Here is a 24923-nt window from a genome sequence, read left to right as displayed (position 1 = left end):
TCTGGAATTTCACATTATTATCATTACTTTTCCAATAAAAATAATACCTATTTTATTTCTATGGTTTCGGGTATCTTTTCTTAATATTTCGGATTAATTCTTCCAAACCGTTTAGTTTTAGCTCGTAGATCAGTTGTAGTTGCTGGCCCAGCTCTCCTTTTGGAAATCCTTTATTCTGATACCAAACGACATAATATTCGGGTAAATCGATTAAGAAACGGCCTTCATATTTCCCGAAAGGCATTTTGGTATGGGCTAATTTTATGAGAAGTTTACTGTCTTGTTCCATTTTTTTTAAAGAAAAAAGAAGCAAGAGAAGAGAATACAGATTGATTCCCTTTCTTGCTTCTTGTTGGTACAAAGCTATTATTATTTTTTATTTTTTGCCAGTTTTAAAATAGTTTTCAGTCGCAGTCTCAGTTACAGGAAGAGCCAACTGATCACTGCGACTGTAAACTGAGACTGAGACTATAAACTAATACCTAATAATGCCATCTCACGAAAGCTTCCATAGCCGCATAGGTCGCTAAACCTAATTCCTGATATAGGGCTGCTGTTTCTGCATTTCGGTCTTCGGCTCTTTGCCAGAATTCCCTGGCGTCTGTTCCCTGAAAAACAACGCCGTCTTTTTGTGACTGGTGTTTGAAGATTCCGTGGCGTTTTGCCAGCACCTGATCAGGACTCATGGGTACTGCCATTTCGACTTCGTCAATGCCCCATTCCTGCCATGCTCCACGGTACAGCCACAACCAGCAGCCGTCCATAAAAGGTTTTGGTTTTAAGGCTTTGACAGCTTCAAAAATAGCATCCAGACATACTTTATGGGTTCCGTGCGGATCCGCTAAATCTCCGGCCGCGTAGATTTGGTGCGGTTTGATTTTTTCAATTAAATCGATTGTCAGCTGAATATCTTCCGGGCCGATTGGTTTTTTCTCGATTGTTCCGGTTTCGTAAAACGGAAGTTCCATAAAATGAATCTGATCGTCTGTCAAACCTACAAAATGACTTGTGGCTCTCGCCTCGCCTTTTCTGATGAGTCCTTTGATGTAACGTACTTCCGGAATGTCTATTTCGCTGTTCTTTTTATTCTCCAGAAAAGTTTGTGCTTTTTGGTAGATTGTATCGGCTTCAGCGCTTTTGATGCCGAATTTCTCATTGTAGTCAATCACGAATCTTGCAAAACGTAAGGCTTCATCGTCAGCAACAGCAATATTTCCGGAGGTTTGGTAGGCTACATGCACTTCATGTCCCTGTTCCTGCAGACGCATGAAAGTTCCTCCCATACTAATGATATCATCATCAGGATGCGGACTGAAAATCAGTACACGTTTTCTGGCCGGCTCTGCTCTTTCCGGACGGTTGGAATCATCAGCGTTTGGTTTTCCGCCTGGCCAGCCTGTAATGGTATTTTGTAGTTTGTTGAATATTTTAATGTTGATATCATAAGCAGGACCTGAATCTGCCAGTAAATCACTCATTCCGTGTTCAATATAATCGGCATCGGTAAGCATTAAGATTGGTTTTTTAAGCTGAAGTGCCAATCCTAAAACGGCTTTACGGGTTAACTTATCGGTCCATATCACTTTCTCTACCAGCCACGGTTTGTTAATTCTGGTAAGTTTTGAAGAGGCCTCTTTATCTAAAATAAAAACGGCATTGTCATGTTCCTGCAAAAAGGATGCGGGTACCCTGTTCGTTACTTCATCTTCTACGGATCTTTTTACCACATTTGCTTTTCCTTCTCCCCAGGCGAGTAAAATCACTCTTTTGGCTTCCATGATTTTCTTTACTCCAAGTGTGATGGCTGTTCTAGGCGTATTGCTTAATCCGAAGAAATCTTTACTTGCGGCAACTCTTGTAATGTGATCTAAAGCTACCAGACGTGTTTTAGAGTTTTGTAATGAACCGGATTCGTTAAAACCAATATGCCCGTTTCCTCCAATTCCCAGAATCTGCAAATCGATTCCGCCTAAGGCTTCAATTTTAGCTTCATAATCATGGCAATAATCGGCAATTTGTTCTTTGGTTAGAAGTCCGTCCGGAACATGGGCATTTTCAGGTAAAATATCGACGTGGTCAAACAACAATTCTTTCATAAAACGAACATAACTATTGATGGAGTTAGGTTCCATCGGATAGTATTCATCCAGATTGAAACTGATTACGTTTTTAAAACTCAATCCTTCTTCCTTATGCAGACGAACCAGTTCAGCGTACAATCCTTTTGGAGAGGATCCGGTAGCAAGGCCCAAAATACAAGGTTCACCACTTTTTTGTTTGGATTGAATTAAAGTTGCAATTTCCTGGGCAACAGCTTTAGAAGCTTCATTGGAATTTTCGAAAACAACCGTATTGATATTTTCAAATCGTTTTTCAAAACCTGTCGCTTTGTCTATTTTACTTTTTAACATGATATAGTTTTTTTACTTTTCTAATTATAATTTTCAAATAAAAATTTTATTTTTCACTGGCAAAATCTCACATCAATACATCGCTAAAAAAATAGCAATCAGAATTATACAAAGATAAAATCTTTATAAAGCAATTCAGTAAAATTTAAAATTATTGATTGGAAGCAGAATTTGGAGTACTTCTTTTATCTCTTATAAAAAAATCCAAAATAAATATTGAAAACAGAATCTCATTTCAGCCTCAATAAATTGCGTTATTTTTGCATTAAAATGCATTTTTTTTGCAAAACAAAGATACTACATTATATTTTTCCTGACCAAAATTAGGTATGAATATTTTGTTAATTCTTCCGTGCAAAAAAAAAGCCGTCAAGAATATTGACGGCTTTCTGTATTATTTCAAAGCATTACTTCCAGTTGAAAGTAATTTTCTTTTCGATATCTGTATTAAGACTCAAAAAAACCGGACAGGTCATCGCAGCACGTTCCAGGATGGCTCTGCTTTTTTCATCTTCAGTACCTTTCATTTCAAAAATAATTTCAATTGCACCAATTCGTCTTGGTTCGGCATTCATTATTTTCGTTACTTCGGCAGTTGAGTCGTTAAGGCTGATTTCCATATCACGGGCTTTGATTCCCATAATGGTCATCATACAGCTTGCTAAAGCATTGGCTACAGTATCTGTTGGAGAAAATGCCTCTCCTTTTCCGTTATTGTCTAATGGTGCATCAGAGATGATTTCACTTCCTGACTGCACATGAACTGATTTGGTTCTTAAATCCCCTAAATAGGTTACTTTTGATGTCATTAATTGGCTACTTTTAAAGTTAAGTCTGAATCGTAATATAAGATGTACACTCCTTTATTGGCATGTCCGCCATCTTCTTTTTTGTAATATTGAAATTTATTGTCAACCTGTTCTGTTGTCAGTAAATCTGTGGTTTCCTGATATGTTTTTCCCTGTACCAGACGCATCATTGTGTCGAAAGTGACATCAAAACCACGGGTCGCATACGTATTTGGATTTACTTTATTTTTAAGTCTGTATTCTTTTTCAAAGATCAAAACTGCCGGATCGTCGCTTTCGCGGGTCACCGAAGGGTACATTAATTTCAGTTTCACCAGACTCTCAAAACTAATTTCATCTGTATCCAGCGTACTGTTCGGTTCTAAAATTACCAGCTGCACCTGACATGTTTTTTGAACATCCAGTAACGCTTTTATAGTGGTCTTAACCATGGCAGTATTACCGGTTTCCATCACCACATAATTCATTCTGTTGGGCAGTAAAAGGCTTTTTAAACTGGCAACATCCAAACCTCCTGTTTCTGATAAAGCCGCAAAAACAACTCCTTTTTGGTTTTGTTTGATATAACTGATTACCGATTCTTTTTTCTTGTCTACAACAGCAACGATGTTTCCGTTTTTAGATCGCATATAATCAAAAACAGCACTTCTGACCACATCATTAGTTGGAATGGACTGGTATAAATTATCAATTGGGTTCGCTGTATCTTTTGACAATGGAGAGATCACAGGTATATTGTATAAACGCAATGAATTCGCCGTGCTTTCCGCATTACTTTGATAAAATGGCCCTATAACGGCATTCGCTCCCTGTAATTTATTCTGAGAAATTAAAGCAGAAACATTGGAGGAGCTTTTTGTTTCCTGCGAATCAAAAATGCTGACATCAATGGGTAATTTCAAAACTTTCGCTGAGTCGATCGCCATCATGGCCCCTGAATAAAAATCAAGCGTCATGTTCAGAAACTTATCATTTTTAATTCGATTGGCAGAACTCATGGTATCCGACTGCATTTTTGCCAGGTTAAAAGGAAGTAATAAAGCTAGTTTTTTACGCTCGTTTTGTCCTCTTACTTTTGTCAGTTCCACTACTTCAGGATCTGCTGAAACGGTTTCTGATTTTACTTTTTCAAGAATTTTAATCCCTCCTGAAGCTGAATTGTCGATTGGTTTTTCAACGGTTTTTTCTACCTGTTGCGGCTGCTGCTGCGCGATAATAGGAGCAGGTGCCAGGAATCCGGACGGAACTTTCAAAACCATTCCTTCTTTTACACCTTCAGCAAGTGACGGATTTAATTCTGTTAATTCGGCCTGTGTTAACTGAAACGTTCTGGATAAACTGTACAAAGTTTCTTTTGGTTTTACCTGGTAATCCATATAGGTAGTACCTTTTTTTACAGCTTCATCTGCCTTTTTAGTCTCTGCAGGTTTCGATGTATTTGAAGCTACAGCTGCATTTGTATCGGTTTTTGGAGCCGTTCCTTTAATGGTTACGCGATAGCCTACAGGCAAATTCGAGACAATTTCAGGATTGCGTTTTTCTAAATCTTCAACTGTCGTTTTATATTCTTTTGCAATTGAATATTTGGTTTCTTTTGGTAAAACATCGTGATAAACGTACTTTTCCGGACCAGTTTTAGCCGTTTTACCAGTTGCCGCTACACCTGCTTTTACGGCAGCACCTTTGGATGGAATGGTAAGTGTCTGACCAATTTGTAAACCATTTGTCACCAAAAATGGATTTGCAGCTTTTAATGCATCATCAGAAATGCCATATTTTTTCTCTATTCCAAAAAGTGTTTCTTTTGGCTGCACTTCGTGTGTCGTTGTTTTTCCTGATGTGTTTGCTTTTACCGCTACAGCTTCTGTTTTACCTGAATCCGGTTTACCAGCTTTAGTCGGAACCAGTAAAACGGTATTGGGTGCAATTCCGGTACGCGCATCCGGGTTTAATTTGTAAATATCGTAAGGCGTTACCTTAAATTTCTGAGCGATCTCATTGATCGTTTCTCCACTTGAAACCTTATACTTCACCACTTTTTCCTGTGAAAAAGCAGAACAGGTAACTAAAAAAACAAGAGAGAATAATGTAAAATAATATTTCATAATAGGGCTTAAAACAATTTAATTTATTTCAAAAAACAAGTTACTAATTTCTGTTAAAGCAAGATTCAGGCCACTTGTTATTTTTTCGATTATTATCTCAGATCAATTTCAACCTTTGCAATAATAATGTTCTTATATAACTCATCTTCTTCATTTTTCTTGCATTCATATAAAACTTCTTCCATATTTTGATACCTGTCAGTATAGACATAGTACGAAAGGCTGTTTATATTAAAGAAAAAACTGGCGTTAAAATCACCGGAATCAATGAGTTTCATAATCAGCTTATCCCTCGGTGACGCATCGGTAAATATACCTAAAACTAAGTAATAGCCGTTTGAAACTTCTTTAAGATTATCATAAACTTCGATCTTAACGTTCTTTTCGTTTTTAAATGGATTTTCTTTCAGTTCACGTTTCATTTCTTCCAGCGAAACCAATTTTGAAGTTCCGGCCGGATCTGTTTTCTGATTCTTAATGGCTTCATCCTGATATTTCTTTAATTTCATCAAAGCCACTTTATCATCGAATTTTCTGGCTTCCATACTGTAATACGTCGCTTTGCTGATATGGCGTTTGATTTCGATGGTTTTCTGCGTATCAAGCGAATCAATTTTTGCAATTAACAACTGATTTTGCGCATCGCCCTGCTCCTGCTCTATTTTGTATCGTTTTATTTCGTCAAGCGAAAGACGCTGCTGTAAGGAAGTGACGTTGTTATTTTTTTCGCTTTCACGGATTTTCTTTTTGTACTCCTGATTTTCTTCTAGTGCGATTCGCTCTACCTTGTTCATTAAACCGGCATACGCTTTTCGGTTTTCGGCCAGTTCTTTCTTTAACTGCGAAGACAAATCGCTTGTTTTGCTAATGCTTTCATACGATTGTTTTTCCAATCGTTTGGATTCATCCACATTCAGCACATCCATTCTTTTCAATTCAACCAGATCATTGTTCATCGTGTTGACTAACGAATCTAATTTGGCCATTAAAATATCCTGTACATTTTTATTGGCTTCCAGAACCAGTCGCAGTTTTTCCACCGAATTTTCTTTGGAACCGTTCATATCATTCAGATTGACTTTCAGATCATTGATTTTTATAATCTTCTGATTCATTTCTTTCTGAATAACCAATCGGTCTTTTAAGTCCTCTAATTCAATGGTTTTTGCTTTTCCTTTTTCAACCACCACTTGTTTTTCGGCCAGGGCCAGCATCAGTTCTTCACTTTCATTTGCGGGCTTAATTTCCTTTGTATTGATAGCCAGCTTGTTTCCAACCACCAATCCGTTTACAATTTCCGGATTTTGGGATTCTAACTGCTCTATTGTAATTCCGTATTTTTTAGCTATCGAAAATTTGGTTTCTTTGGGTTCCACCACATGAAAAACTGTTTCCTGATTAATCACACGAACTCTTCCGTCTAACGTTTTTCGCTTGTTTGGAATTGCAATAGTTTGTCCGATCTGTAAACCGCCCAGAATTAAATTCTTATTTAGGTTTTCCAAATCCTGAACCGAAACATTATATTGTCTGGCAATACTGAACAAAGATTCTTTGGCAACAACCTGATGGGTTACTTTTGATGAAACTGTATTTTCAGTTTTCGAAAGATTTGCAGCAGGTGACGGAATAGTTAATTCCTGACCAATCTGAAGTCCGCCTGCAAGAATGGGGTTGGCATTCTGAAGCGCTTCAACAGAGACATTGTATTGTTTTGATAATCCGAAAAGAGTTTCTTTGGCACCAACAATATGAGTAATTTGCTGGTTTGAATTTTGTTTTTCTGCTGCGTGAACAGGAATCTTAATAATTTGATTGTCCTTAATTCCGCTCTCCGATTCGGGGTTGAGTTTGTAAATTTCTTCAACAGAGACCTTATATTTCCGGGCAATAAAATAAGCCGTTTCTCCTTTTTGAATTTTGTGTTCAATAATTGAATCTTGCGCAGTTATTCTGTTAAAAGACAAAATAAAGACAAGAGAAATCGTTAAAAGTTCTCTCATAAATAGTAGGTTATAAAAAATTAAGGCGTTACAAATGTAACGCCTTAATTTGAAAAAATAGTACTATTCCCATTCAATTGTTGCAGGTGGTTTTGAACTTATATCGTAAACTACACGGTTCACGCCTTTTACTTTGTTGATAATGTCGTTTGAGACTTTCATTAAGAAATCATAAGGCAAATGAACCCAGTCAGCGGTCATACCGTCTGTAGATTCAACAGCTCTAAGCGCTACTACTTTTTCGTAAGTACGCTCATCGCCCATCACACCAACACTGTTTACCGGAAGCAGAATTGCTCCTGCCTGCCAAACCTTGTCGTACAATCCCCATGATTTTAATCCGTCGATAAAAACGGCATCAACATCCTGTAATATCTGAACTTTTTCCGGAGTGATATCTCCCAAAATCCTGATCGATAATCCTGGTCCCGGGAAAGGGTGTCTTCCTAATAGCTCAGGATCTATTCCTAAAGTAGCACCTACTCTTCTTACTTCATCTTTAAAAAGCATTCGAAGCGGTTCTACAATTTTTAATTTCATATAATCCGGCAATCCACCCACATTGTGGTGCGATTTAATCGTAGCCGATGGTCCTTTTACCGAAACCGATTCGATTACGTCAGGATAAATAGTTCCCTGTGCCAGCCATTTTACATCTTCTATTAAATGTGACTCATCGTCAAAAACTTCGATAAATACACGTCCGATGGTTTTACGTTTGGTTTCAGGATCACTGATTCCGGCCAATTCGCCCAGGAAACGATCTCCGGCATCTACTCCTTTTACGTTTAATCCCATTCCTTTGTACTGATCCAGTACATTTTGGAATTCATTTTTACGAAGCAGTCCGTTATTTACAAAAATACAGTATAGGTTTTTACCGATCGCCTGGTGTAATAAAACTGCCGCTACGGTAGAATCTACTCCTCCTGACAATCCTAAAACCACTTTATCATTCCCTAATTTCTCTTTTAGTTCTCCCACCATCTCTTCTACGAAAGCACCCGGTGTAAAGTTTTGAGGAACTTCTGCAATGTTTACCAAAAAGTTTTCGAGCATTTTTGATCCATCTGTAGAATGGAAAACCTCCGGGTGGTATTGAATGGCATAAGTCGTTTCACCTTCAATTTTATAAGCTGCGTATTCTACGTCATGCGTACTGGCTAATTTAACAGCATTAGTTGGAAGTGCTTTGATGCTATCGCTATGGCTCATCCAGACCTGGCTGTTTTCTGAAACTCCTTTAAAGAAAGCTTCATCTTCTTTAATATAAGATAAATTTGCTCTTCCGTATTCTCTGGTGTTTGAAGCCGCTACTTCTCCGCCACTAAAGTGTGCTAAATATTGTGCTCCGTAACAAACTGCCAACATGGGAAGCTTGCCTCGAATCTGAGATAAATCAGGATGCGGAGCGTCTTCTGCACGAACAGAAAATGGGCTTCCTCCTAATATTACGGCTTTATAAGGTGATAAATCACTAGGAAAGTGATTGTAAGGGAAAATTTCGCAGAATATATTTAATTCGCGAACTCTACGCGCAATAAGCTGTGTATATTGCGATCCGAAATCTAAAATAAGTACGTTGTGTTGCATGCGCAAAAATACTTTTTATATTCGAATTTGAAAAATGGAATTTTGATTTTTTTTATAAAAAAGGTTCTGAGGTTCTGAGTCACTAAGGTTCTGAGATTTTACCACCTAAAAAAAGAAAAAACTTATTTACTTAGCACCTTAGAAACTTAGTACCTTTACAAAAAACCAGATCCCTCAAAAAAACGTATCTAGAAAAAACACATACTCATGAAATCCAAATTAACTGCTCTTTCTCTTGTACTGTTCTTATTCGTAACATCTTGTAATGCTGTTGATGATTTACTGACTTTTACCATTTCAAATACTGCATCCATTCAGATCAAAAGCACTGCGCCGATTAATTTGCCTTCGGAGATTGTAACTCCTGACGTAACAACAAATTCCTCCGCTGAATTTAAAAACAATAATACAAAAGCAAGTCTGGTAAAAGATGTAAAGCTGAAATCACTGCAATTAAACATTACAGATCCGGACGGAGAAACATTTACGTTTTTAAAATCGATTCATTTATACATCTCAACAACTGATTCTGATGAAATAGAACTGGCGTATCAGGATAATATCAATTCGACAGCCAAAACGATTGATCTCATTAGTACAGATGCCCGATTAGATCAGTACATTAAAGCGGATCAATATAAAATCAGAACAAAAGTTACGTTAAAAGAAACGCTTACCAAAGATGTGACACTGAAAGCAGATATGAAGTTTAGAGTCACTGCCGATCCTTTTTGATTTTTTTTTTGAGGTTCTGAGGTGCTGAGTTGCTAAGGCTCAGAGATTTTAGTTCATTAAAAAGAAAAAAACTTAGGAGCTTAGAGCCTTAGAAGCTTAGCACCTCACTAAAAAACTACTCTCTGGTCACTACAATTGAAGCTTTGAAACCGGCTGCAAGATTGTTCCAGTAATCATTTGTGATTAACACGCCTTTGTCGTCATAAACGCGGATTTCGGCGGTATTTCCGCCTAGTGCTCCTATATTTAAGGCTTCGAAATCCAATTTATTAAAGCCGGGAGTCAGATTAATTTTTACTTCCTGAAATTCAGAATCTAGTAATACCTGGCTTCTAACTACCTGATCATTATTGGAAACCTTTACCAAATCGCCATCGATAGCACCAAAATCGCGGAATCTCACTATAAAGAAACCTGACTTGGTTTTAAAATCTCCTAAAGAAATATTTTTCTTAACCAATTCTCCTCTGCCCTCTCTAAGCCCTTCCGCTTTTAAAGCTTTATCAAGGTCTTTCTCCATTTTAGCCACGTAACGGTCTCCGGGATTAGCAAAATCAGTTTCGGTAGACATGGTAAATTTGCTTTTCTCCTCTCCTATCTGAAGTTTGGATTTTTGGGTTATCGCGGTATTGTCAAAAACATTGGGCGTTTTTATACCTGGAATATCTGAGTTTTCTCCTTTGGGATCTTTAACTTCCGGAAGTTTTTTAGGTTTTGCGCTAAATTTAGGTGCCGGAATAGACTTGAATTTTGTACTAAATTCAGTTTGGGCGGATACTGTTATAGCAGTAAAGAATAATATGAAAAATAAAATGTGCTTCATTGAAAAAAGTATTATTGAATACGCTTTTATGATTATTATAAAATTAAAGTATAGCCTTCACAAAAATAGCATAATTTAAACAGGCACTACAACTTTAAGAGTTTTATAACAATATATTAGGCTAATTTTTGGAAAACAAAAAACTTGCCAAAAAACTAAAACATCCTGTAGTAAATCCAAAAATAGAACAGGAACTCCTTAAATATTTCTTTTTTTTTGATTTATGGAAAAATATAGCATTTTGATAATTAGCAACTTATTCCTAACTTCAATGTTTTAATTTTCACTTAGTAAAAACCTATCAAAATGGATTATATAGACTATTATAAAACATTAGAAATTACAAAATCTGCCACTGAAGCGGAAATAAAAAAAGCCTACCGAAAAGCTGCCCGAAAATACCATCCTGATCTGAATCCGAATGATAAGGAAGCAGAGAAAAAATTCAAGGAAATAAACGAGGCCAATGAAGTTTTAAGCAATCCTGAAAATCGAAAAAAATACGATAAATACGGAAAAGACTGGAAACACGCCGATGAGTTCGAAAAAGCAGGATACGATCCTAACCAGCAACAATATTCCAGACAGCAACAGGGAGGCAATCAAGCGTATACTGACTTTGGCGGTGATTTTTCAGGCAGTGATTTTTCTGATTTCTTTAATTCCATGTACGGATCTTCCGGAAGAAGTTCCAGAGGACAGGCCAAGTACAGAGGACAGGATTTCAATGCGGAGTTACAGTTAGATTTAGCTTCGGCTTACACCACCCACAAACAAAATCTTACGGTTAATGGTAAAAACATTCGCATTACCATTCCGGCAGGAGTCGAAAACGGACAGATTATCAAAATTCCGAATCATGGCGCGCCCGGTGCCAATGGCGGACCAAATGGCGATTTGTACATTACTTTTTTAATCGATAATGATTCTGAATTCAAGCGGGAAGGAAACAATTTATATGCTAATGCTGACCTTGATTTATACACAGCTATTTTAGGCGGAGAAATCTATGTCAATACTTTTGATGGAAAAGTAAAAATAAAAGTTCCCGCCGAAACGCAGCCCGGAACCAAAGTAAAACTGAAAGGAAAAGGATTTCCGGTGTACAAAAAAGACAATCAGTTTGGGGATTTGTACATTACGTATACTTTAAAAATTCCGACGAAATTGTCTGCAAAAGAAAAAGAATTATTCGAAGAATTAGCTAAATTAAGAAATCATGAATAGTAAAAACTTAATTCAAATAAAACAGTTTTGTGTGTATCACGAAATTGAAAATACTTTTATAACAGAGCTGCACAATTATGGTCTGGTAAAAATTATAGTGCTGGAAGAAGATGAATATTTACATCCGGAACAACTGCCTAATGTCGAAAAAATGATTCGACTGCATTATGACCTTAAAATCAACTTAGAAGGTATTGATGTTATTGCCAACCTTTTGGACAAAATTGAAGTCTTGCAGCAAAACCTGACAGCTACCCAAAACAAACTTCGCCTTTACGAACAACATCAAATTGAAGAATAAAGAAAATATTTCCTTAACCAGAATATCACAAAAAAGAATCATTTACGAAGGGATTTCAGAGAAACAACACGCTTTATCAACGGCATATTTTCTAAATTGCACCAAAATTAACTAACCCGGATTTTGACTTAAAAAAATAAGCAAATTCGATAAAACAGAAGAAATGAAAAGAGAAAACATCTTAACAGGATCTCCCTGGGAGGACAAAATGGGATATTGCCGTGCGGTACGAATTGGCAATATCATTGAAGTTTCAGGAACTGTGGCGATAGTTGACGGTGAAAAAGTAAAAGCTGACGACGCTTATGCCCAAACCTACAATATCCTCGAACGTGTTGAAAAAGTGCTGGAAGATTTGAATGTCGGAATGAAAGATGTCATCAGAACCCGAATTTTCACCACTGATATTACTACTTTTGAAGACGTAGCACGAGCACACTCTTCTTTTTTTAAAGATGTAAAACCTACAACCGGTTTTTATGAAATCAGCAAACTTGTGGCTCCTGAATATTTAGTTGAAATTGAATTTACCGCTGTTGTGCAGTAATTTTTTGCCACTAATTTTCACTAATTTTTTTGCCACTGATTAAAATGATTATTCCATTTTTCGTGAATTATTAATGATCTAATTCGTGGAAATTTGTGACTCGAGCGATAGCGAACAGGCGAAGCAAATTTGTGGCTAAAAAACTTTCTTATATACTTAATGAGTACTCAAAAACTAAAAGAATTATTTTTCACATTATTCAAATGGATTCTTATTTGCCTTCTGATCGGCATTTTGTCCGGATCTGCTTCCGCCTTTTTTCTGATTGCGCTGGAATGGGTGACGCAATTTAGAATTCAGCATAACTGGATCATCTGGCTTTTACCTCTTGGCGGATTACTGGTTGGATTGAGTTATTACTATTGGGGCGAATCGGTCGCAAAAGGCAATAACTTATTGTTGGAAGAATACGAAAATCCAAAAAAAACAATTCCGTTTAAAATGGCTCCGTTAGTGCTGCTGGGAACCTTACTCACGCATTTATTTGGAGGCTCAGCAGGTCGTGAAGGCACGGCAGTACAAATGGGAGGTGCTATTGCCGATCAGTTCACCAAATTTTTTAAACTCGATAATTCTGAACGAAAAATTTTAATCATCCTCGGAATCAGCGCAGGTTTTGCCTCTGTTTTCGGGACACCTCTGGCAGGTGCCATTTTTGCCTTAGAAGTGGTCTATTTTAGTAAAATTAACTTAAAAAGTATTTTTCTGTCTTTTCTGGTAGCATACACCGCTTATTTTACGGTTGAATTCTGGCAGGTTAAGCACACTCATTACAGCATTCCTGAGGTTCCTGAAATCAGTATTTATAACCTTTTTTACACTATTATCATCAGCATAGTATTCGGATTTGCGGCCTTATTATTTTCGAGAACGACTCATTTTTGGGGTTCTCTTTTTTCAAAATACATCAAATATCCTCCGCTGCGTCCGTTTGTGGGAGGAATCTTTTTAGCCATCGCCATTGCAGGTTTTGGCTTCACAAAATTCTCCGGATTGGGTGTTCCGGTAATTGTCGATTCTTTTTTGACTGCCAGTCCGTGGTATGATTTTTTACTGAAAATTTTATTTACCGGTTTTACGTTGGGCGCCGGTTTTAAAGGCGGTGAAGTAACTCCGCTATTTTTTGTCGGTGCTGCTTTAGGAAGTGCTTTATCGCTTATAGTACCTATGCCGGTTGCGCTTTTGGCCGGAATGGGTTTTGTCGCAGTTTTTTCGGGCGCCACCCATACACCTATTGCCTGCACCATCATGGGAATCGAATTATTCGGACTTCAGCCCGGACTTTTTATCGCTATTGCCTGTAGTGTCGCTTACTTTTCTTCAGGCCCTGTCGGGATTTATAAGTCTCAAATTGTAAAGGGGGCTAAGTATAAATTGTATCGAAAATTAAATTCCAATTTTTAAAATCCAAATTCCAAACCTAAATCTATATCTCAAAACTCATAACCCAAAACTCATAACTCACAACTCATAACTCCTAACTTTATAAAAGTGTGTTAATCTCGAAAATGTTTTCAGCATTACATTAAAAAAATGTAAATTCGCACACTATGAAAATAAAAGATATTCAAGCGATCCAATTGTTGCTCGCAACCCCAAAAAAAATCGCTATAATTCCGCATAGAGGTCCTGATGGTGATGCCATGGGTTCTACACTGGCTTTATACCACTTTTTATTAAAAAATAATCACCTTCCAACCGTGATTGCTCCAAACGATTTTCCGGATTTCCTGGCCTGGCTGCCGGGTTCTGAAACGGTTAAAATCTTTGAAAAAGACACAGAAAATTGCACCCAAATATTAGAAGAAGCTGAAATAATCTTTACACTTGATTTCAATGCTTTTCACCGTACAGGCGAAATGGAGCATACTTTAGCAAAGCTAAAAGCGCCTTTTATCATGATTGATCATCATCAGAAACCGGATGATTATGCCACCTATATGTATTCTGATACTTCTTTTGGCTCTACGTGCGAAATGATTTATAACTTCATTTCGTTTTTAGGCAAAAAAGACGACTTAGACAAAACCATTGCTACCTGTATTTATACCGGAATATTGACCGATTCAGGTTCTTTCCGTTTTCCGAAAACTACCGGAAATACGCATCGCATTGTGGCTGATTTAATTGATTTAGGGGTTGAAAATACCGAAATTCCGGTTTTATTATTTGATAACAGTTCGTACAGCCGCTTACAATTATTAGGTCGTGCTTTACAGAATATGAAAGTTTTTGAAGAACACAAAACTACTTATACTACGCTGGCTCAGAGTGAACTGGATGCCTTTAATTACGTAAAAGGCGATACCGAAGGAATTGTTAATTACGGATTAAGCATAAAAGGAATTAATTTTACCGCTATTTTTATAGAAAATAAAGACGAGAAAATCATCAAAATTTCTTTCCGTTCGCAGGGAGGATTTGATGTAAATCAGTTTGCAAGAGATCATTTTAACGGTGGAGGACATACCAATGCCGCCGGCGGAAGATCGGAAGCTTCGATGGAAGAGACCGTTAAAAAGTTTGAAGATTTAGTAACAAAACTAACAATATAACCACTATGAACTACTTAAAACTAAGCATTTCTGCCCTGCTTTTTGCTGTTTTATGTGTAGGCTGCAAACAGCATGAAGAGGCCAGAAGACCTATTTCAAGAGCTTCAGGAACTTTCATGAAAAAATCGGCTGAACGCAATAAAAAATTGGTTGCCAGTGAAGAAGATGTCATAAAAAACATCATCAAAAGCAATCCGAAAGTAAAGTATTTTGCTTCGCAGAAAGGATACTGGTATTCGTATGAAGAACAAAATACCGCTGATACCTTAAAACCAAAAAGAGGCGATATCGCTTATTATAATTTAGAAGTAAAAGATATAAAAGGCAAAGTTATCTATGCGGAATCAGAATTAGGCCCGCAAACGTACCATGTTGACAAACAGGAAATCATGATGGGATTGCGTGACGGTATTAAACTGATGCACAAAAACGAAACGGTCAACTTTTTATTTCCATCCCACATGGCGTATGGCTATCACGGAGACAACAATAAAATCGGAACCAATCAATCCCTGATCTGTACGGTTACCCTTCGTAATTTTGTTCCGGAAGAAGCAGCTGCGACAGCCGTTCCGGGAACACAAACACAAAAACCGGCAGCTACAAAGCCTGCAGCTACAAAGCCGGCAGTTCAAACTAAAAAAGACACTTTAAACCCATAAAACAACATTTAAAAAATGAAAAAGAGTATTTTAATATTATTATTAGCCGCTACCTCGTTTTATTCCTGTAAAGACAAACACAGTGACCTTCCGGATGGTTTGTATGCTGAAATTGAAACCAATAAAGGAAGTATTATTGTTGAACTGGATTATAAAAAAGCACCTGTTACCGTTGCCAATTTTGTAACACTGGCTGAAGGTAAAAATGAATTTGTAACGAAGGAAGACCTTAAAAACAAGCCTTTCTACAACGGACTAAAATTCCACAGAGTTATTGAAGATTTTATGATTCAGAGCGGTGATCCGTTAGGAACAGGTTCTGGTGACACCGGATATAAATTTAAAGATGAAATCAGTGATTTAAGATTTGATAAAGGCGGTATTTTAGCGATGGCCAATAACGGTCCCGGAACAAACAGCAGCCAGTTTTTTATTACGCATGTTGAAACGCCCTGGTTAGACGGAAAACATACTATTTTCGGTCATGTAGTGGACAAGGGAATGGAAGTAGTAAACAAAGTGGTGCAGGGTGATAACATTGTTGCAGTAACGATTATCAGAAATGGTGAAGCCGCTAAAAAGTTTGATGCTGTAAAAGTATTTCATGACTATTTTTCTGAAATAGCAAAAGAAAAAGGAAAATTTGCAGGAGTTCAAAAAGAGAAAGTAGCCTACTACGCGTCATTAAAACCAAAAGCTACCAAAACCAGTACTGGTTTAGAATATGTTATTACTGAAAAAGGTACAGGTAAAAAACCGGCAACGGGAACTCAAATATACATTCATTATGCAGGATTCCTGGAAGACGGAACTTTATTTGATACGAGTATTGAAGACGTTGCTAAAACTTACGGGAAATTCGATCAGGCAAGAGCTGAGGCTAAAGCCTACCAGCCACTTCCTTTTCAGGCAGGTCGTAAAGACGGTATGATCCCGGGATTTATTGAAGGAATCGAAAAACTTTCTTTTGGTGACAAAGCCGTACTTTTCATTCCATCGCATTTAGCTTACGGACAAACAGGAGCCGGAGGAGTTATTCCACCAAACGCGAATATCATTTTCGAAATCCAATTATTAGAGAAACCACAATAATTAATATAGACTTAAATTCGAAACGCAATGAAATTTAAATTTCTATTCTTATTCTGCCTTGCAGTAGTAAATATTCAGGCACAAACGACAAAGAAAACCACTGCAAAAAAACCGGCCGGAAAAACAACAACAGCCAAGGCAGTTACTAAAACTGTAAATCCGGCAGAAGGGATTTTTGCAACCATTTCTACTACGAAAGGTGATATCGTTTTATCTCTTGAATACGTAAAAGCTCCGGTAACAGTAGCTAACTTTATCTCTTTGGCAGAAGGTAAAAACCCTAATGTAAAAGTGGAGAAACTGAAAGGAAAACCGTTTTATGACGGACTGAAATTTCACAGAGTGATCAATGACTTTATGATTCAGGGGGGTGATCCTGACGGAAATGGTTCAGGAGGACCGGGTTATTCTTTTAAGGATGAATTCGTACCGGAATTAAAATTTGAAAAAGGCGGTGTTCTAGCCATGGCCAATTCAGGTCCGGCTACAAACGGAAGCCAGTTTTTCATCACACATAAAGATACACCATGGTTAAACGGAAAACATACCATTTTTGGTCATGTTGTTTCAGGAATGGACGTGGTAAATAAAATTGTTCAGGATGATATCATGACAAAAATTACGATCACCCGCAAAGGTGCTGCAGCAAAGAAATTTGATGCCTTAAAAGTAATCAGTGATGATGCCAAAAAAGGAGAAGCTCAAAAAGCGGAAAGTCAAAAAGTAGTGACGGAGAAAGCCGCTTACTTTGCCGCTACTAAAGCAACTGCTACTACAACGGCTTCAGGCTTAAAATATAAAATTACACAAAAAGGATCCGGTGTAAAATTACCGGAAGGATCTAACATTTATTTTCATTACGCCGGTTATTTCGAAGATGGAAATCTTTTTGACAGCAGCATTGCCAATGTAGCAAAAGCGTATGGTAAATATGATGCCAACAGAGATGCACAAAAAGGATATCAGGCTTTTCCATTCGTGGTAGGTAAAAAAGACGGAATGATTCCAGGTTTTATTGAAGCCCTTGACATGATGACCGATCGCGAAAAAGCCATATTCTTTCTTCCTGCAAGCTTAGCGTACGGAGAAAAAGGTGCAGGAGGCGTAATTCCGCCAAACGCTACTTTGGTTTTCGAAATCGAAACCTATAACGCTCAGCCTGTAAAGTAATTTCTTCGGACTGATTTTCAGTATAATCTAAACCATCAGAATTTATTTTTTGGTGGTTTTTTTATTGCAGTCCATCGTTTTGGTTTTATATTTTAAACACAAAGAAACTTCGCCCCAAAACCACAAAGCTTTGCGAACTTATCCCCATTTGCCAACCATCATGCATTAATTTACCTTGCGTTCCTTGCGGTTAAAAACAAACAGCCATTTCCTGCCAAATCAATAATTTAAACCTCAAATCAAACCTTCACATTATCACTCCTACAAGGTTTTTACAGATTTTATACTAAATCCCAAACAAAATACCTTACCTTTGCCGGCTTGAATTTTTAAAACAAAAGAGTTAGGATGTCACAAAATAATGTATTAAAAGGAGTATTTTTTGTTGCTTTAGGAGCTACAACTTACGGAATGTTAGCCACTTTTGTAAAAATGGCGTATTCAGAAGGATATACCACTGCCGAAGTAACAACCTCTCAATTTGTACTGGGAATTATTGGTATCTTACTGATTAATACCTTTCAGAAAATAAAACACAAAAAAAACGTTGTAAAAGCAACACCAAAAAATATATTCAGCCTGATGCTGGCCGGTACTTCATTGGGAATGACAAGTTTATTCTATTATTTAGCCGTAAAATTTATTCCGGTTTCAATCGGTATTGTCTTATTAATGCAGACCGTCTGGATGGGTGTATTACTGGAAATGATTTTAGAAAAAAAATTGCCTTCGAAACAAAAGGTTTTCGCGGTATGTATTGTACTGATCGGAACTGTTCTGGCAACTAACATTATCCATAACGATATCGCGCTGGACTGGAGAGGTCTTGCATGGGGAATTATGGCAGCAGCTTCTTTTACCACCACCATGTTTACGGCCAATCGCGTAGCTACTGAAATTTCATCGGCGCAACGCAGCTTGTACATGCTTTTGGGTGGGGCAATAATTGTATTTACATTTGCTTTTTTCACTCAGGTAACTCCTTTTAATCTTGCTATTTTCCTGAAGTGGGGAATTGTATTGTCCCTATTCGGAACTATTATTCCACCAATGCTTATGAATATTGGTTTTCCGCTCACCGGAATTGGCTTGGGAAGTATAGTCTCCGCACTGGAACTTCCGGTTTCGGTAATGATGGCGTATGTTTTATTAGATGAAAAAGTGATTTTTCTGCAATGGGTTGGTATTCTGCTGATCATTCTGGCCATCATTATAATGAATGTAAATTTTAAGCGTAAAAATTAACTTATTTTAAATAGTTTTAAAATAATAACTTTATAATACAATATTTGTTAATTATTTTATAAATTCGTGATAAACTATATTATCATGAATTTACCCTGGCATTTATATGTAATGGCCTTTCTCTATATAATCGCCGGAATTAATCATTTTAAAAATCCGGGAATGTACATCAGGATCATTCCCCCTTTTTTTCCAAATCCCAAATTATTAAACAAGTTAAGCGGAGCTGCAGAAATTATTCTGGGTATATTGCTGACGCTTCCTTTTGCAACGCCTTATGCTGCCTGGGGAATTATAGCCCTGCTAGTGGCTGTTTTTCCTGCTAATCTGTACATGTTTCAAAAGAAAAAGGGAAGTTATTCTATCGTGAAATTTATTTTATTAATACGTTTGCCCTTACAGATTGTATTGATTTTATGGGCATACCAATACACCCGTTAACAATCAACTATTAATTAAAATTATTGTATCATGAAAAAATTATTTGCTGAGTTCTTCGGAACGTACTGGCTGGTTTTTGGAGGTTGTGGAAGCGCCATTTTTGCTGCCGGATTTCCAGAATTGGGGATTGGATTTGCAGGTGTCGCACTTGCATTTGGACTGACCGTACTGGCAATGGCGTATGCAGTCGGACACATTTCCGGCGGGCATTTTAATCCTGCCGTTTCCGTAGGCCTTTGGGCCGGAGGTAAATTTCCTGCCAAAGATCTTATCCCTTATATCATAGCACAATGTGTGGGAGCTATAGCCGCAGCAGGAACACTTTATACCATAGCATCCGGAAAAGCCGGTTTTGCCATTGATAGTACCAAAGCGGGAGCTTTTGCCTCAAACGGATTTGGTGCATTTTCTCCTGATGGATATTCTTTACAAGCTGCCTTTATAGCCGAATTTGTACTGACTTTATTTTTTATCCTTATCATCATGGGCGCTACAGACAAATTTGCCAACAGTAATTTTTGCGGAATTGTAATAGGCCTTACCTTAACCGTTATTCACTTGATTAGTATCCCGATTACCAACACTTCCGTAAATCCTGCCAGATCGCTTTCTCAGGCGCTTTTTGTGGGTGGCGGCCCCTTATCCCAGGTTTGGCTGTTTTGGGCTGCTCCTGTTTCAGGTGCCCTCCTGGGTGGATTTATCTATAAAAACCTATTACAAAAGCATTCTGAAGAATCACAAATAAACAAATCAACTATTACATAACCCTTAAAACATAAATTATGGAGTTTTTATATTTCTTACTTATCGGAGCAATTTCGGGCTGGTTAGCCGGTCAATTATGGAAAGGTGGCGGTTTTGGCCTTCTGGGTAATATCGTCGTGGGTATTATTGGCGGAATATTCGGCGGATGGCTGGCTCCTAAACTTGGCATTGGAGGAGGCGGACTGCTTTGGCAGATTGTTATAGCCGCCGGAGGTGCATGGATTTTGCTGTTTCTTATTAGCCTGATCAAAAGATAATATTAAAATAAATCGTACGTATTTACGATAACTGTATCCGGGAGAAAAGTGAAAATAGAATTTCACTTTTCTCTTTTTTTTATGCCAACGAAAGATAAACAACTCTTAAACAATTACATATCTGCTAAAATTCATATCTTTATTTCATTAAATTGCTTAAATTTGATTGAATACACGATACGATTATGAATGAAATCATTGCCTATTTCAGTACGATTCCTTCCTCGCACAGAAGTTTAATTCTGGTGGGCGGAATCACTCTTTTTTGGTTAATTGAAAATACCTTTCCGCTGTTTCAGATGCAATACAAAAAGTGGAACCATGCGGGTATCAATTTCTTTTTCACCCTTACGACCATTATTGTCAATTTTATACTGGCTTTTATTTTAATCAGAACAGCCGGCTGGACGACTCAAAATCATTTTGGAATTTTAAACTGGCTGCCCGAAATCCCAATCTGGCTGTATACGATTATCGGTTTACTGCTCTTAGATCTAATTGGCGCCTATTTAGCTCATTTTACACAACATAAAGTGAAGGTTTTATGGTGTTTTCATCTTATTCACCATACCGATACCTGGATTGATACGACAACAGCCAACAGGCATCATCCCGGCGAAAGCGTGATCCGTTTTATATTTACTGCTTTCGGAGTCTTAGTAGTCGGAAGCCCTATGTGGATGGTATTTTTGTACCAGTCACTATCGGTCGTGGCTTCTCAGTTCAATCACGCCAATATTTCAATGCCCGCAAAGCTGGATAACGTTTTGAGCTATTTTATCGTTTCCCCCAATATGCATAAGGTACACCATCATTATGTCCTGCCTTATACAGACAGCAATTATGGCAATATCTTTTCGATTTGGGACCGTCTTTTCGGAACTTTTACAACCTTACCAAAAGAAGATTTAATCTATGGCGTAGACACGCACATGCTGCCGGAAGACAATAACAGATTAAAAAAGTTACTCCATATTCCCTTTGAAAATTCAAGATCTGCAAAAAACAGTTAAAATCATAAAAAAAGTCTCACTGATCGAACCAACTAATTATTTTTTTTATTAATATTGATATATAAATTGAAAATCAATCTACTAATCATTAACCCCTATTTTTGAATTAATTTTCACGTGATGAAAAAGAGTAACCGCAAAGAATTGAATTGGGAACAAACGGAAAAACTTGTTTCGTTAGCCTTGGAAGAAAAGAATCCATTTGAAATTATAAAAAAAGAATTTGGATTGGCAGAAAAAGAAGTACTGGAAATCTTGAAGAAGAAGATGCCTCTTGAAAAATTTGAGATGTGGAAAAAAAAGGCCTTAGCAAATAAGCCAAAACCAAAACCCGTTAAAATTGATGATTTTGATGAAGATCTGGATGGAAAATATTATATAAAGAATAAACTAGACTAAAAAAAGCTCCTGGAATTCAGGAGTTTTTTTTTATTTTTATAAGTTTTATGACAATTCTGTAACAATTTTACGTTTTGTAAGTCAAACACGAATAACTAAACTCAAGCAAATGAAAAAAATAATTTACACGTTAGCGCTCGCAGTAACATTGTGGAGTTGTAAAACCGGTTCTGCCGGAGCTGCTAAAAAAAATACTGTAGATGTTAACATTAATCTTACTGACGTAAAAGACGATAAAGTTCTGGTAACGGTTACAGCACCGGAAATAAAAACAGATGAAGTAACGTACAGCATTCCTAAAACAGTACCCGGAACCTACTCTACTGATAATTACGGTAAATATTCAGGCGATTTTAAAGCCTATGATGCCAAAGGAACTGAATTGGCAGTTAAAAGAATTGATGATAATTCATGGTCGATTTCAAATGCAAAAACATTACAAAAAGTAACCTACCTGGTTGGGGATACTTTTGACACTGAAAAAGGAACCGGATTTGGTAATGATGACGTTTTTTCGCCTGCAGGAACCAACATTAACGCAGGAGTTAACTTCATGGTAAACACACACGGTTTTGTAGGTTATTTTCAGGACAAATTAGATGTACCTTACAAGGTAACTATAACGCATCCTGAAACACTTTGGGGAGCGACTTCAATGACAGACGAGGATGCAAGCAAAACAAGCGATGTTTTTACAACACCGCGTTATGCTGTTTTGGTTGAGAATCCAATTATGTATTCTAAACCGGATTACACGACTTTTAATGTAAACGGAATGGATATCCTGATTGCGGTTTATTCTCCAACAGGAAAATTTACGGCAGAAAGCATCACTCCGGAGATGAAAACAATGATGACGGCTCAGAAAAACTTTTTAGGAAAGGTAAACGCCACTAAAAAATATACCGTTTTATTGTATTTATCAAGTATGGCCAAAGACGATGCACACGGTTTCGGAGCTTTGGAACACCCAACAGCGACAACGGTTGTTTTACCGGAATCTATGCCTAAAGAAAAACTGGTAGAATCTATGAAAGACGTCGTTTCTCACGAGTTTTTCCATATTGTGACACCGTTGACCGTTCACTCCAAAGAAATTCAGTATTTCGATTACAATGCACCAAAAATGTCAGAGCATTTATGGATGTACGAAGGGGTAACAGAATATTTTGCCAATCTTTTCCAGATCAATCAGGGATTAATTAACGAAGCTGAATTTTATACGCGTATTGCAGATAAAATCCAACAGTCAAAAAGCCTGAACGATACGATGTCGTTTACGCTAATGAGCGCGAATGTTTTAGAGCAGCCTTACAAAGACCAATACTTAAACGTATATCAAAAAGGTGCTTTAATTGGTATGTGTATCGATATTATCATCAGAGAAAAAAGCAACGGAGAAAGAGGAATTCTTGACTTAATGCACAAATTGTCTAATGAGTATGGTATCGAAAAACCGTTCAATGACAATGAGCTTTTTGCTAAAATCACAGAATTGACATATCCTGAAGTAGGTGAATTTTTGAAAACCTATGTACAGGGAACCACTCCAATTCCTTATGAAGTTTATTTGGCTAAAGTGGGTGTAACAAAATCAATGGAGAAAAAAGCAGGGCCTGTTTTCTTAAAAGGACAAACGCCTTATATTAGTATTGACAAACAAACCAAAGAAATTATTGTACGTCCTGATATTGAACAAAATAATTTCTTTAAGAATTTAAACTTAAAAGGTGGTGACATCATTGTTTCTATAAACAATAAACCATACTCGGTAACAAACATCTATGATTTAATTACAGAAAGTGAAAACTGGAAAGAAAACGATCCGATTACATTGGAAATTAAACGTGGTGGTGTAGCGCAGACTATAAAAGGAACGGTAAAACTACCATCTGAAGAAACAGAAACTTTTAAAGCTACTGATGCTTCAAAAGACAAACTTAGAAATGCATGGCTAAAAGGGTAATCTTTTAATGTCAAACATAAAAAAACCGACAAGTGATTGTCGGTTTTTTTATGTCTTGTATTTTTTTACAATGTTTTCTTGGGTCGTCAGACTGAGCGAAGTCGAAGTCCCGTAAGCCGAATCTCTTTGCGAGACTTCGCCTTCGCTCAGTCTGACAGTATTATTATTTCTTAACCGGAAACTTCCAGTCAAATTCATCTTTATCATTAATTATAGCTCCGATTTCAAACTTTACCACTTCATCAAATTCCGTCTGAAGGATAAACCAGTTGTCTTCATTGAAATAATTCTCGAACGTATCAAAAGTCTCCTGATTGTATTTTGTGATTCCTTTTGTTGCCAGATCTTTTTTTACATCCGCAATTTTTCTTCCGATTAGTTTGTATCCGAAAACTTCCAGATCGTTGCTGGAAGCTACCAAATACCCTAATTTCAGCTCTTCTTCCTGATAAAAAGTCAGTCTGATTTTTTGGGCATTGTATACGAAAATAACATTATCATCTTCGTCTGTATAATTTTTATCCGGTTTTCCCAAAGCAGCTGTTACATCATTTTGCTTCATTCCGAAAAGCAATTTATCAATTCCCGATTTTAGATTTATTTTCATATGGATTGTCATTTTATTTGAAGTGCAAATTTCGTGAAGTTTTTGGGAACTCTGTTATGTTTACTCTTTTTGTTTGCCACGAATTACACAAATTTTCACGAATTTTATCAGGCTGAGCGGAGTTGAAGCCCTACCCTTTTCAAAAGCCTTCGACTTCGCTCAGGGTGACATCAAACTGAGTGAAGTAAAAATACTCT

The 24923-nt window shown here is 37.2% G+C and carries 24 protein-coding genes; 16 read left to right on the top strand and 8 right to left on the bottom strand.

Going from position 1 to position 24923, the window contains the following annotated elements; translation table 11 throughout:
- Positions 1 to 58: 58 nt before the first annotated feature.
- The 6 genes from LPB89_RS12945 to guaA form a co-directional block, all read right to left on the bottom strand.
- Positions 59 to 289, bottom strand: coding sequence for a DUF3820 family protein (locus tag LPB89_RS12945; RefSeq protein WP_127337046.1), 231 nt, complete (start codon positions 287 to 289; stop codon positions 59 to 61).
- A 193-nt stretch (positions 290 to 482) separates the two neighbouring features.
- Complete coding sequence (gene nagB / locus LPB89_RS12940; RefSeq protein ID WP_230702200.1) at positions 483 to 2411, bottom strand: glucosamine-6-phosphate deaminase; 1929 nt, start codon at positions 2409 to 2411, stop codon at positions 483 to 485.
- A gap of 407 nt (positions 2412 to 2818) precedes the next feature.
- Positions 2819 to 3220, bottom strand: a complete 402-nt coding sequence (locus LPB89_RS12935; RefSeq protein WP_230702199.1) for an OsmC family protein — start codon at positions 3218 to 3220, stop codon at positions 2819 to 2821.
- Positions 3220 to 5325: a LysM peptidoglycan-binding domain-containing protein gene (locus LPB89_RS12930; RefSeq protein ID WP_230702198.1), complete on the bottom strand. Its 2106-nt coding sequence runs from the start codon at positions 5323 to 5325 to the stop codon at positions 3220 to 3222. The genes LPB89_RS12935 and LPB89_RS12930 overlap by 1 nt, the downstream gene beginning before the upstream one ends.
- A gap of 92 nt (positions 5326 to 5417) precedes the next feature.
- Positions 5418 to 7328, bottom strand: a complete 1911-nt coding sequence (locus LPB89_RS12925; RefSeq protein WP_230702197.1) for a LysM domain-containing protein — start codon at positions 7326 to 7328, stop codon at positions 5418 to 5420.
- A 63-nt stretch (positions 7329 to 7391) separates the two neighbouring features.
- Entirely contained in the window at positions 7392 to 8921 is a 1530-nt protein-coding gene (guaA, locus tag LPB89_RS12920; RefSeq protein ID WP_230702196.1) for a glutamine-hydrolyzing GMP synthase, read from the bottom strand.
- Positions 8922 to 9128: 207 nt separating this feature from the next.
- On the opposite strand from guaA, the gene LPB89_RS12915 reads away from it, so the two are divergent.
- Complete coding sequence (locus LPB89_RS12915) at positions 9129 to 9656, top strand: hypothetical protein (protein ID WP_230702195.1); 528 nt, start codon at positions 9129 to 9131, stop codon at positions 9654 to 9656.
- Between the two features lie 115 nt (positions 9657 to 9771).
- Here the strand turns inward: LPB89_RS12915 and LPB89_RS12910 are convergent, their stop codons facing one another.
- Positions 9772 to 10479 (bottom strand): hypothetical protein, encoded by a 708-nt coding sequence (locus LPB89_RS12910; protein WP_230702194.1) that lies wholly within the window; start codon positions 10477 to 10479, stop codon positions 9772 to 9774.
- A gap of 306 nt (positions 10480 to 10785) precedes the next feature.
- Here LPB89_RS12910 and LPB89_RS12905 point away from each other — a divergent pair, with 306 nt between their 5' ends.
- The 15 genes from LPB89_RS12905 (at position 10786) to LPB89_RS12835 (ending at position 24119) form a co-directional block, all read left to right on the top strand.
- Entirely contained in the window at positions 10786 to 11706 is a 921-nt protein-coding gene (locus LPB89_RS12905; RefSeq protein WP_230702193.1) for a DnaJ C-terminal domain-containing protein, read from the top strand.
- Positions 11699 to 12007: a chaperone modulator CbpM gene (locus LPB89_RS12900; protein ID WP_230702192.1), complete on the top strand. Its 309-nt coding sequence runs from the start codon at positions 11699 to 11701 to the stop codon at positions 12005 to 12007. Before LPB89_RS12905 ends, LPB89_RS12900 begins: the two co-directional genes overlap by 8 nt.
- Positions 12008 to 12170: 163 nt before the next feature.
- Positions 12171 to 12554, top strand: a complete 384-nt coding sequence (locus LPB89_RS12895) for a RidA family protein (protein WP_230702191.1) — start codon at positions 12171 to 12173, stop codon at positions 12552 to 12554.
- A 159-nt stretch (positions 12555 to 12713) separates the two neighbouring features.
- Positions 12714 to 13958 carry a chloride channel protein gene (locus LPB89_RS12890; RefSeq protein ID WP_230702190.1) on the top strand — a complete coding sequence of 415 codons (1245 nt, stop codon included), beginning with the start codon at positions 12714 to 12716 and terminating at the stop codon, positions 13956 to 13958.
- A gap of 146 nt (positions 13959 to 14104) precedes the next feature.
- Positions 14105 to 15109, top strand: coding sequence for a bifunctional oligoribonuclease/PAP phosphatase NrnA (locus tag LPB89_RS12885; protein ID WP_230702189.1), 1005 nt, complete (start codon positions 14105 to 14107; stop codon positions 15107 to 15109).
- 5 nt (positions 15110 to 15114) lie between these two features.
- The gene (gldI, locus tag LPB89_RS12880; RefSeq protein WP_230702188.1) at positions 15115 to 15771 is read left to right on the top strand and encodes a gliding motility-associated peptidyl-prolyl isomerase GldI; all 657 of its coding nucleotides are present in this window, start codon (positions 15115 to 15117) and stop codon (positions 15769 to 15771) included.
- A gap of 15 nt (positions 15772 to 15786) precedes the next feature.
- Positions 15787 to 16863, top strand: coding sequence for a peptidylprolyl isomerase (locus tag LPB89_RS12875; protein ID WP_230702187.1), 1077 nt, complete (start codon positions 15787 to 15789; stop codon positions 16861 to 16863).
- Between the two features lie 27 nt (positions 16864 to 16890).
- Entirely contained in the window at positions 16891 to 18033 is a 1143-nt protein-coding gene (locus LPB89_RS12870; RefSeq protein WP_230702186.1) for a peptidylprolyl isomerase, read from the top strand.
- Positions 18034 to 18381: 348 nt separating this feature from the next.
- Positions 18382 to 19278, top strand: coding sequence for a DMT family transporter (locus LPB89_RS12865; RefSeq protein ID WP_230702185.1), 897 nt, complete (start codon positions 18382 to 18384; stop codon positions 19276 to 19278).
- A gap of 84 nt (positions 19279 to 19362) precedes the next feature.
- Positions 19363 to 19719, top strand: a complete 357-nt coding sequence (locus LPB89_RS12860; RefSeq protein ID WP_230702184.1) for a DoxX family membrane protein — start codon at positions 19363 to 19365, stop codon at positions 19717 to 19719.
- A gap of 30 nt (positions 19720 to 19749) precedes the next feature.
- A complete protein-coding gene (gene aqpZ, locus LPB89_RS12855; protein ID WP_230702183.1) occupies positions 19750 to 20484 on the top strand; it encodes an aquaporin Z in 735 nt (244 codons plus the stop codon).
- Between the two features lie 17 nt (positions 20485 to 20501).
- Positions 20502 to 20741, top strand: coding sequence for a GlsB/YeaQ/YmgE family stress response membrane protein (locus tag LPB89_RS12850; protein WP_230702182.1), 240 nt, complete (start codon positions 20502 to 20504; stop codon positions 20739 to 20741).
- Between the two features lie 185 nt (positions 20742 to 20926).
- On the top strand, positions 20927 to 21754 hold the full coding sequence (locus LPB89_RS12845; protein WP_230702181.1) for a sterol desaturase family protein: 828 nt from the start codon (positions 20927 to 20929) through the stop codon (positions 21752 to 21754).
- 120 nt (positions 21755 to 21874) lie between these two features.
- A complete protein-coding gene (locus tag LPB89_RS12840) occupies positions 21875 to 22153 on the top strand; it encodes a DUF2805 domain-containing protein (RefSeq protein WP_047775685.1) in 279 nt (92 codons plus the stop codon).
- Positions 22154 to 22262: 109 nt separating this feature from the next.
- Positions 22263 to 24119: a peptidase M61 gene (locus LPB89_RS12835; protein ID WP_230702180.1), complete on the top strand. Its 1857-nt coding sequence runs from the start codon at positions 22263 to 22265 to the stop codon at positions 24117 to 24119.
- A 163-nt stretch (positions 24120 to 24282) separates the two neighbouring features.
- Here LPB89_RS12835 and LPB89_RS12830 read toward each other — a convergent pair whose 3' ends face one another.
- Positions 24283 to 24726: a hypothetical protein gene (locus LPB89_RS12830; protein ID WP_127337022.1), complete on the bottom strand. Its 444-nt coding sequence runs from the start codon at positions 24724 to 24726 to the stop codon at positions 24283 to 24285.
- Positions 24727 to 24923: the final 197 nt, after the last annotated feature.

The sequence above is a fragment of the Flavobacterium sp. ENC genome (assembly GCF_020991415.1).
Classification (GTDB): Bacteria; Bacteroidota; Bacteroidia; order Flavobacteriales; family Flavobacteriaceae; genus Flavobacterium.
The sequence above is the reverse complement of the archived record's forward strand: the minus strand, read 5'-3'. Positions and strand labels throughout refer to the sequence as shown.

What these genes read in the sequence shown, in the direction of transcription:
- LPB89_RS12845 (WP_230702181.1), top strand. Translation starts at nt 20,927, where the DNA reads ATGAATGAAATCATTGCCTATTTCAGTACGATTCCTTCCTCGCACAGA.
- LPB89_RS12945 (WP_127337046.1), bottom strand. Translation starts at nt 289, where the DNA reads ATGGAACAAGACAGTAAACTTCTCATAAAATTAGCCCATACCAAAATG.
- LPB89_RS12840 (WP_047775685.1), top strand. Translation starts at nt 21,875, where the DNA reads ATGAAAAAGAGTAACCGCAAAGAATTGAATTGGGAACAAACGGAAAAA.
- LPB89_RS12835 (WP_230702180.1), top strand. Translation starts at nt 22,263, where the DNA reads ATGAAAAAAATAATTTACACGTTAGCGCTCGCAGTAACATTGTGGAGT.
- nagB (WP_230702200.1), bottom strand. Translation starts at nt 2,411, where the DNA reads ATGTTAAAAAGTAAAATAGACAAAGCGACAGGTTTTGAAAAACGATTT.
- LPB89_RS12860 (WP_230702184.1), top strand. Translation starts at nt 19,363, where the DNA reads ATGAATTTACCCTGGCATTTATATGTAATGGCCTTTCTCTATATAATC.
- LPB89_RS12925 (WP_230702197.1), bottom strand. Translation starts at nt 7,328, where the DNA reads ATGAGAGAACTTTTAACGATTTCTCTTGTCTTTATTTTGTCTTTTAAC.
- LPB89_RS12910 (WP_230702194.1), bottom strand. Translation starts at nt 10,479, where the DNA reads ATGAAGCACATTTTATTTTTCATATTATTCTTTACTGCTATAACAGTA.
- guaA (WP_230702196.1), bottom strand. Translation starts at nt 8,921, where the DNA reads ATGCAACACAACGTACTTATTTTAGATTTCGGATCGCAATATACACAG.
- LPB89_RS12935 (WP_230702199.1), bottom strand. Translation starts at nt 3,220, where the DNA reads ATGACATCAAAAGTAACCTATTTAGGGGATTTAAGAACCAAATCAGTT.
- LPB89_RS12865 (WP_230702185.1), top strand. Translation starts at nt 18,382, where the DNA reads ATGTCACAAAATAATGTATTAAAAGGAGTATTTTTTGTTGCTTTAGGA.
- LPB89_RS12875 (WP_230702187.1), top strand. Translation starts at nt 15,787, where the DNA reads ATGAAAAAGAGTATTTTAATATTATTATTAGCCGCTACCTCGTTTTAT.
- LPB89_RS12895 (WP_230702191.1), top strand. Translation starts at nt 12,171, where the DNA reads ATGAAAAGAGAAAACATCTTAACAGGATCTCCCTGGGAGGACAAAATG.
- LPB89_RS12850 (WP_230702182.1), top strand. Translation starts at nt 20,502, where the DNA reads ATGGAGTTTTTATATTTCTTACTTATCGGAGCAATTTCGGGCTGGTTA.
- LPB89_RS12915 (WP_230702195.1), top strand. Translation starts at nt 9,129, where the DNA reads ATGAAATCCAAATTAACTGCTCTTTCTCTTGTACTGTTCTTATTCGTA.
- LPB89_RS12905 (WP_230702193.1), top strand. Translation starts at nt 10,786, where the DNA reads ATGGATTATATAGACTATTATAAAACATTAGAAATTACAAAATCTGCC.
- LPB89_RS12870 (WP_230702186.1), top strand. Translation starts at nt 16,891, where the DNA reads ATGAAATTTAAATTTCTATTCTTATTCTGCCTTGCAGTAGTAAATATT.
- LPB89_RS12890 (WP_230702190.1), top strand. Translation starts at nt 12,714, where the DNA reads ATGAGTACTCAAAAACTAAAAGAATTATTTTTCACATTATTCAAATGG.
- gldI (WP_230702188.1), top strand. Translation starts at nt 15,115, where the DNA reads ATGAACTACTTAAAACTAAGCATTTCTGCCCTGCTTTTTGCTGTTTTA.
- aqpZ (WP_230702183.1), top strand. Translation starts at nt 19,750, where the DNA reads ATGAAAAAATTATTTGCTGAGTTCTTCGGAACGTACTGGCTGGTTTTT.
- LPB89_RS12830 (WP_127337022.1), bottom strand. Translation starts at nt 24,726, where the DNA reads ATGAAAATAAATCTAAAATCGGGAATTGATAAATTGCTTTTCGGAATG.
- LPB89_RS12900 (WP_230702192.1), top strand. Translation starts at nt 11,699, where the DNA reads ATGAATAGTAAAAACTTAATTCAAATAAAACAGTTTTGTGTGTATCAC.
- LPB89_RS12885 (WP_230702189.1), top strand. Translation starts at nt 14,105, where the DNA reads ATGAAAATAAAAGATATTCAAGCGATCCAATTGTTGCTCGCAACCCCA.
- LPB89_RS12930 (WP_230702198.1), bottom strand. Translation starts at nt 5,325, where the DNA reads ATGAAATATTATTTTACATTATTCTCTCTTGTTTTTTTAGTTACCTGT.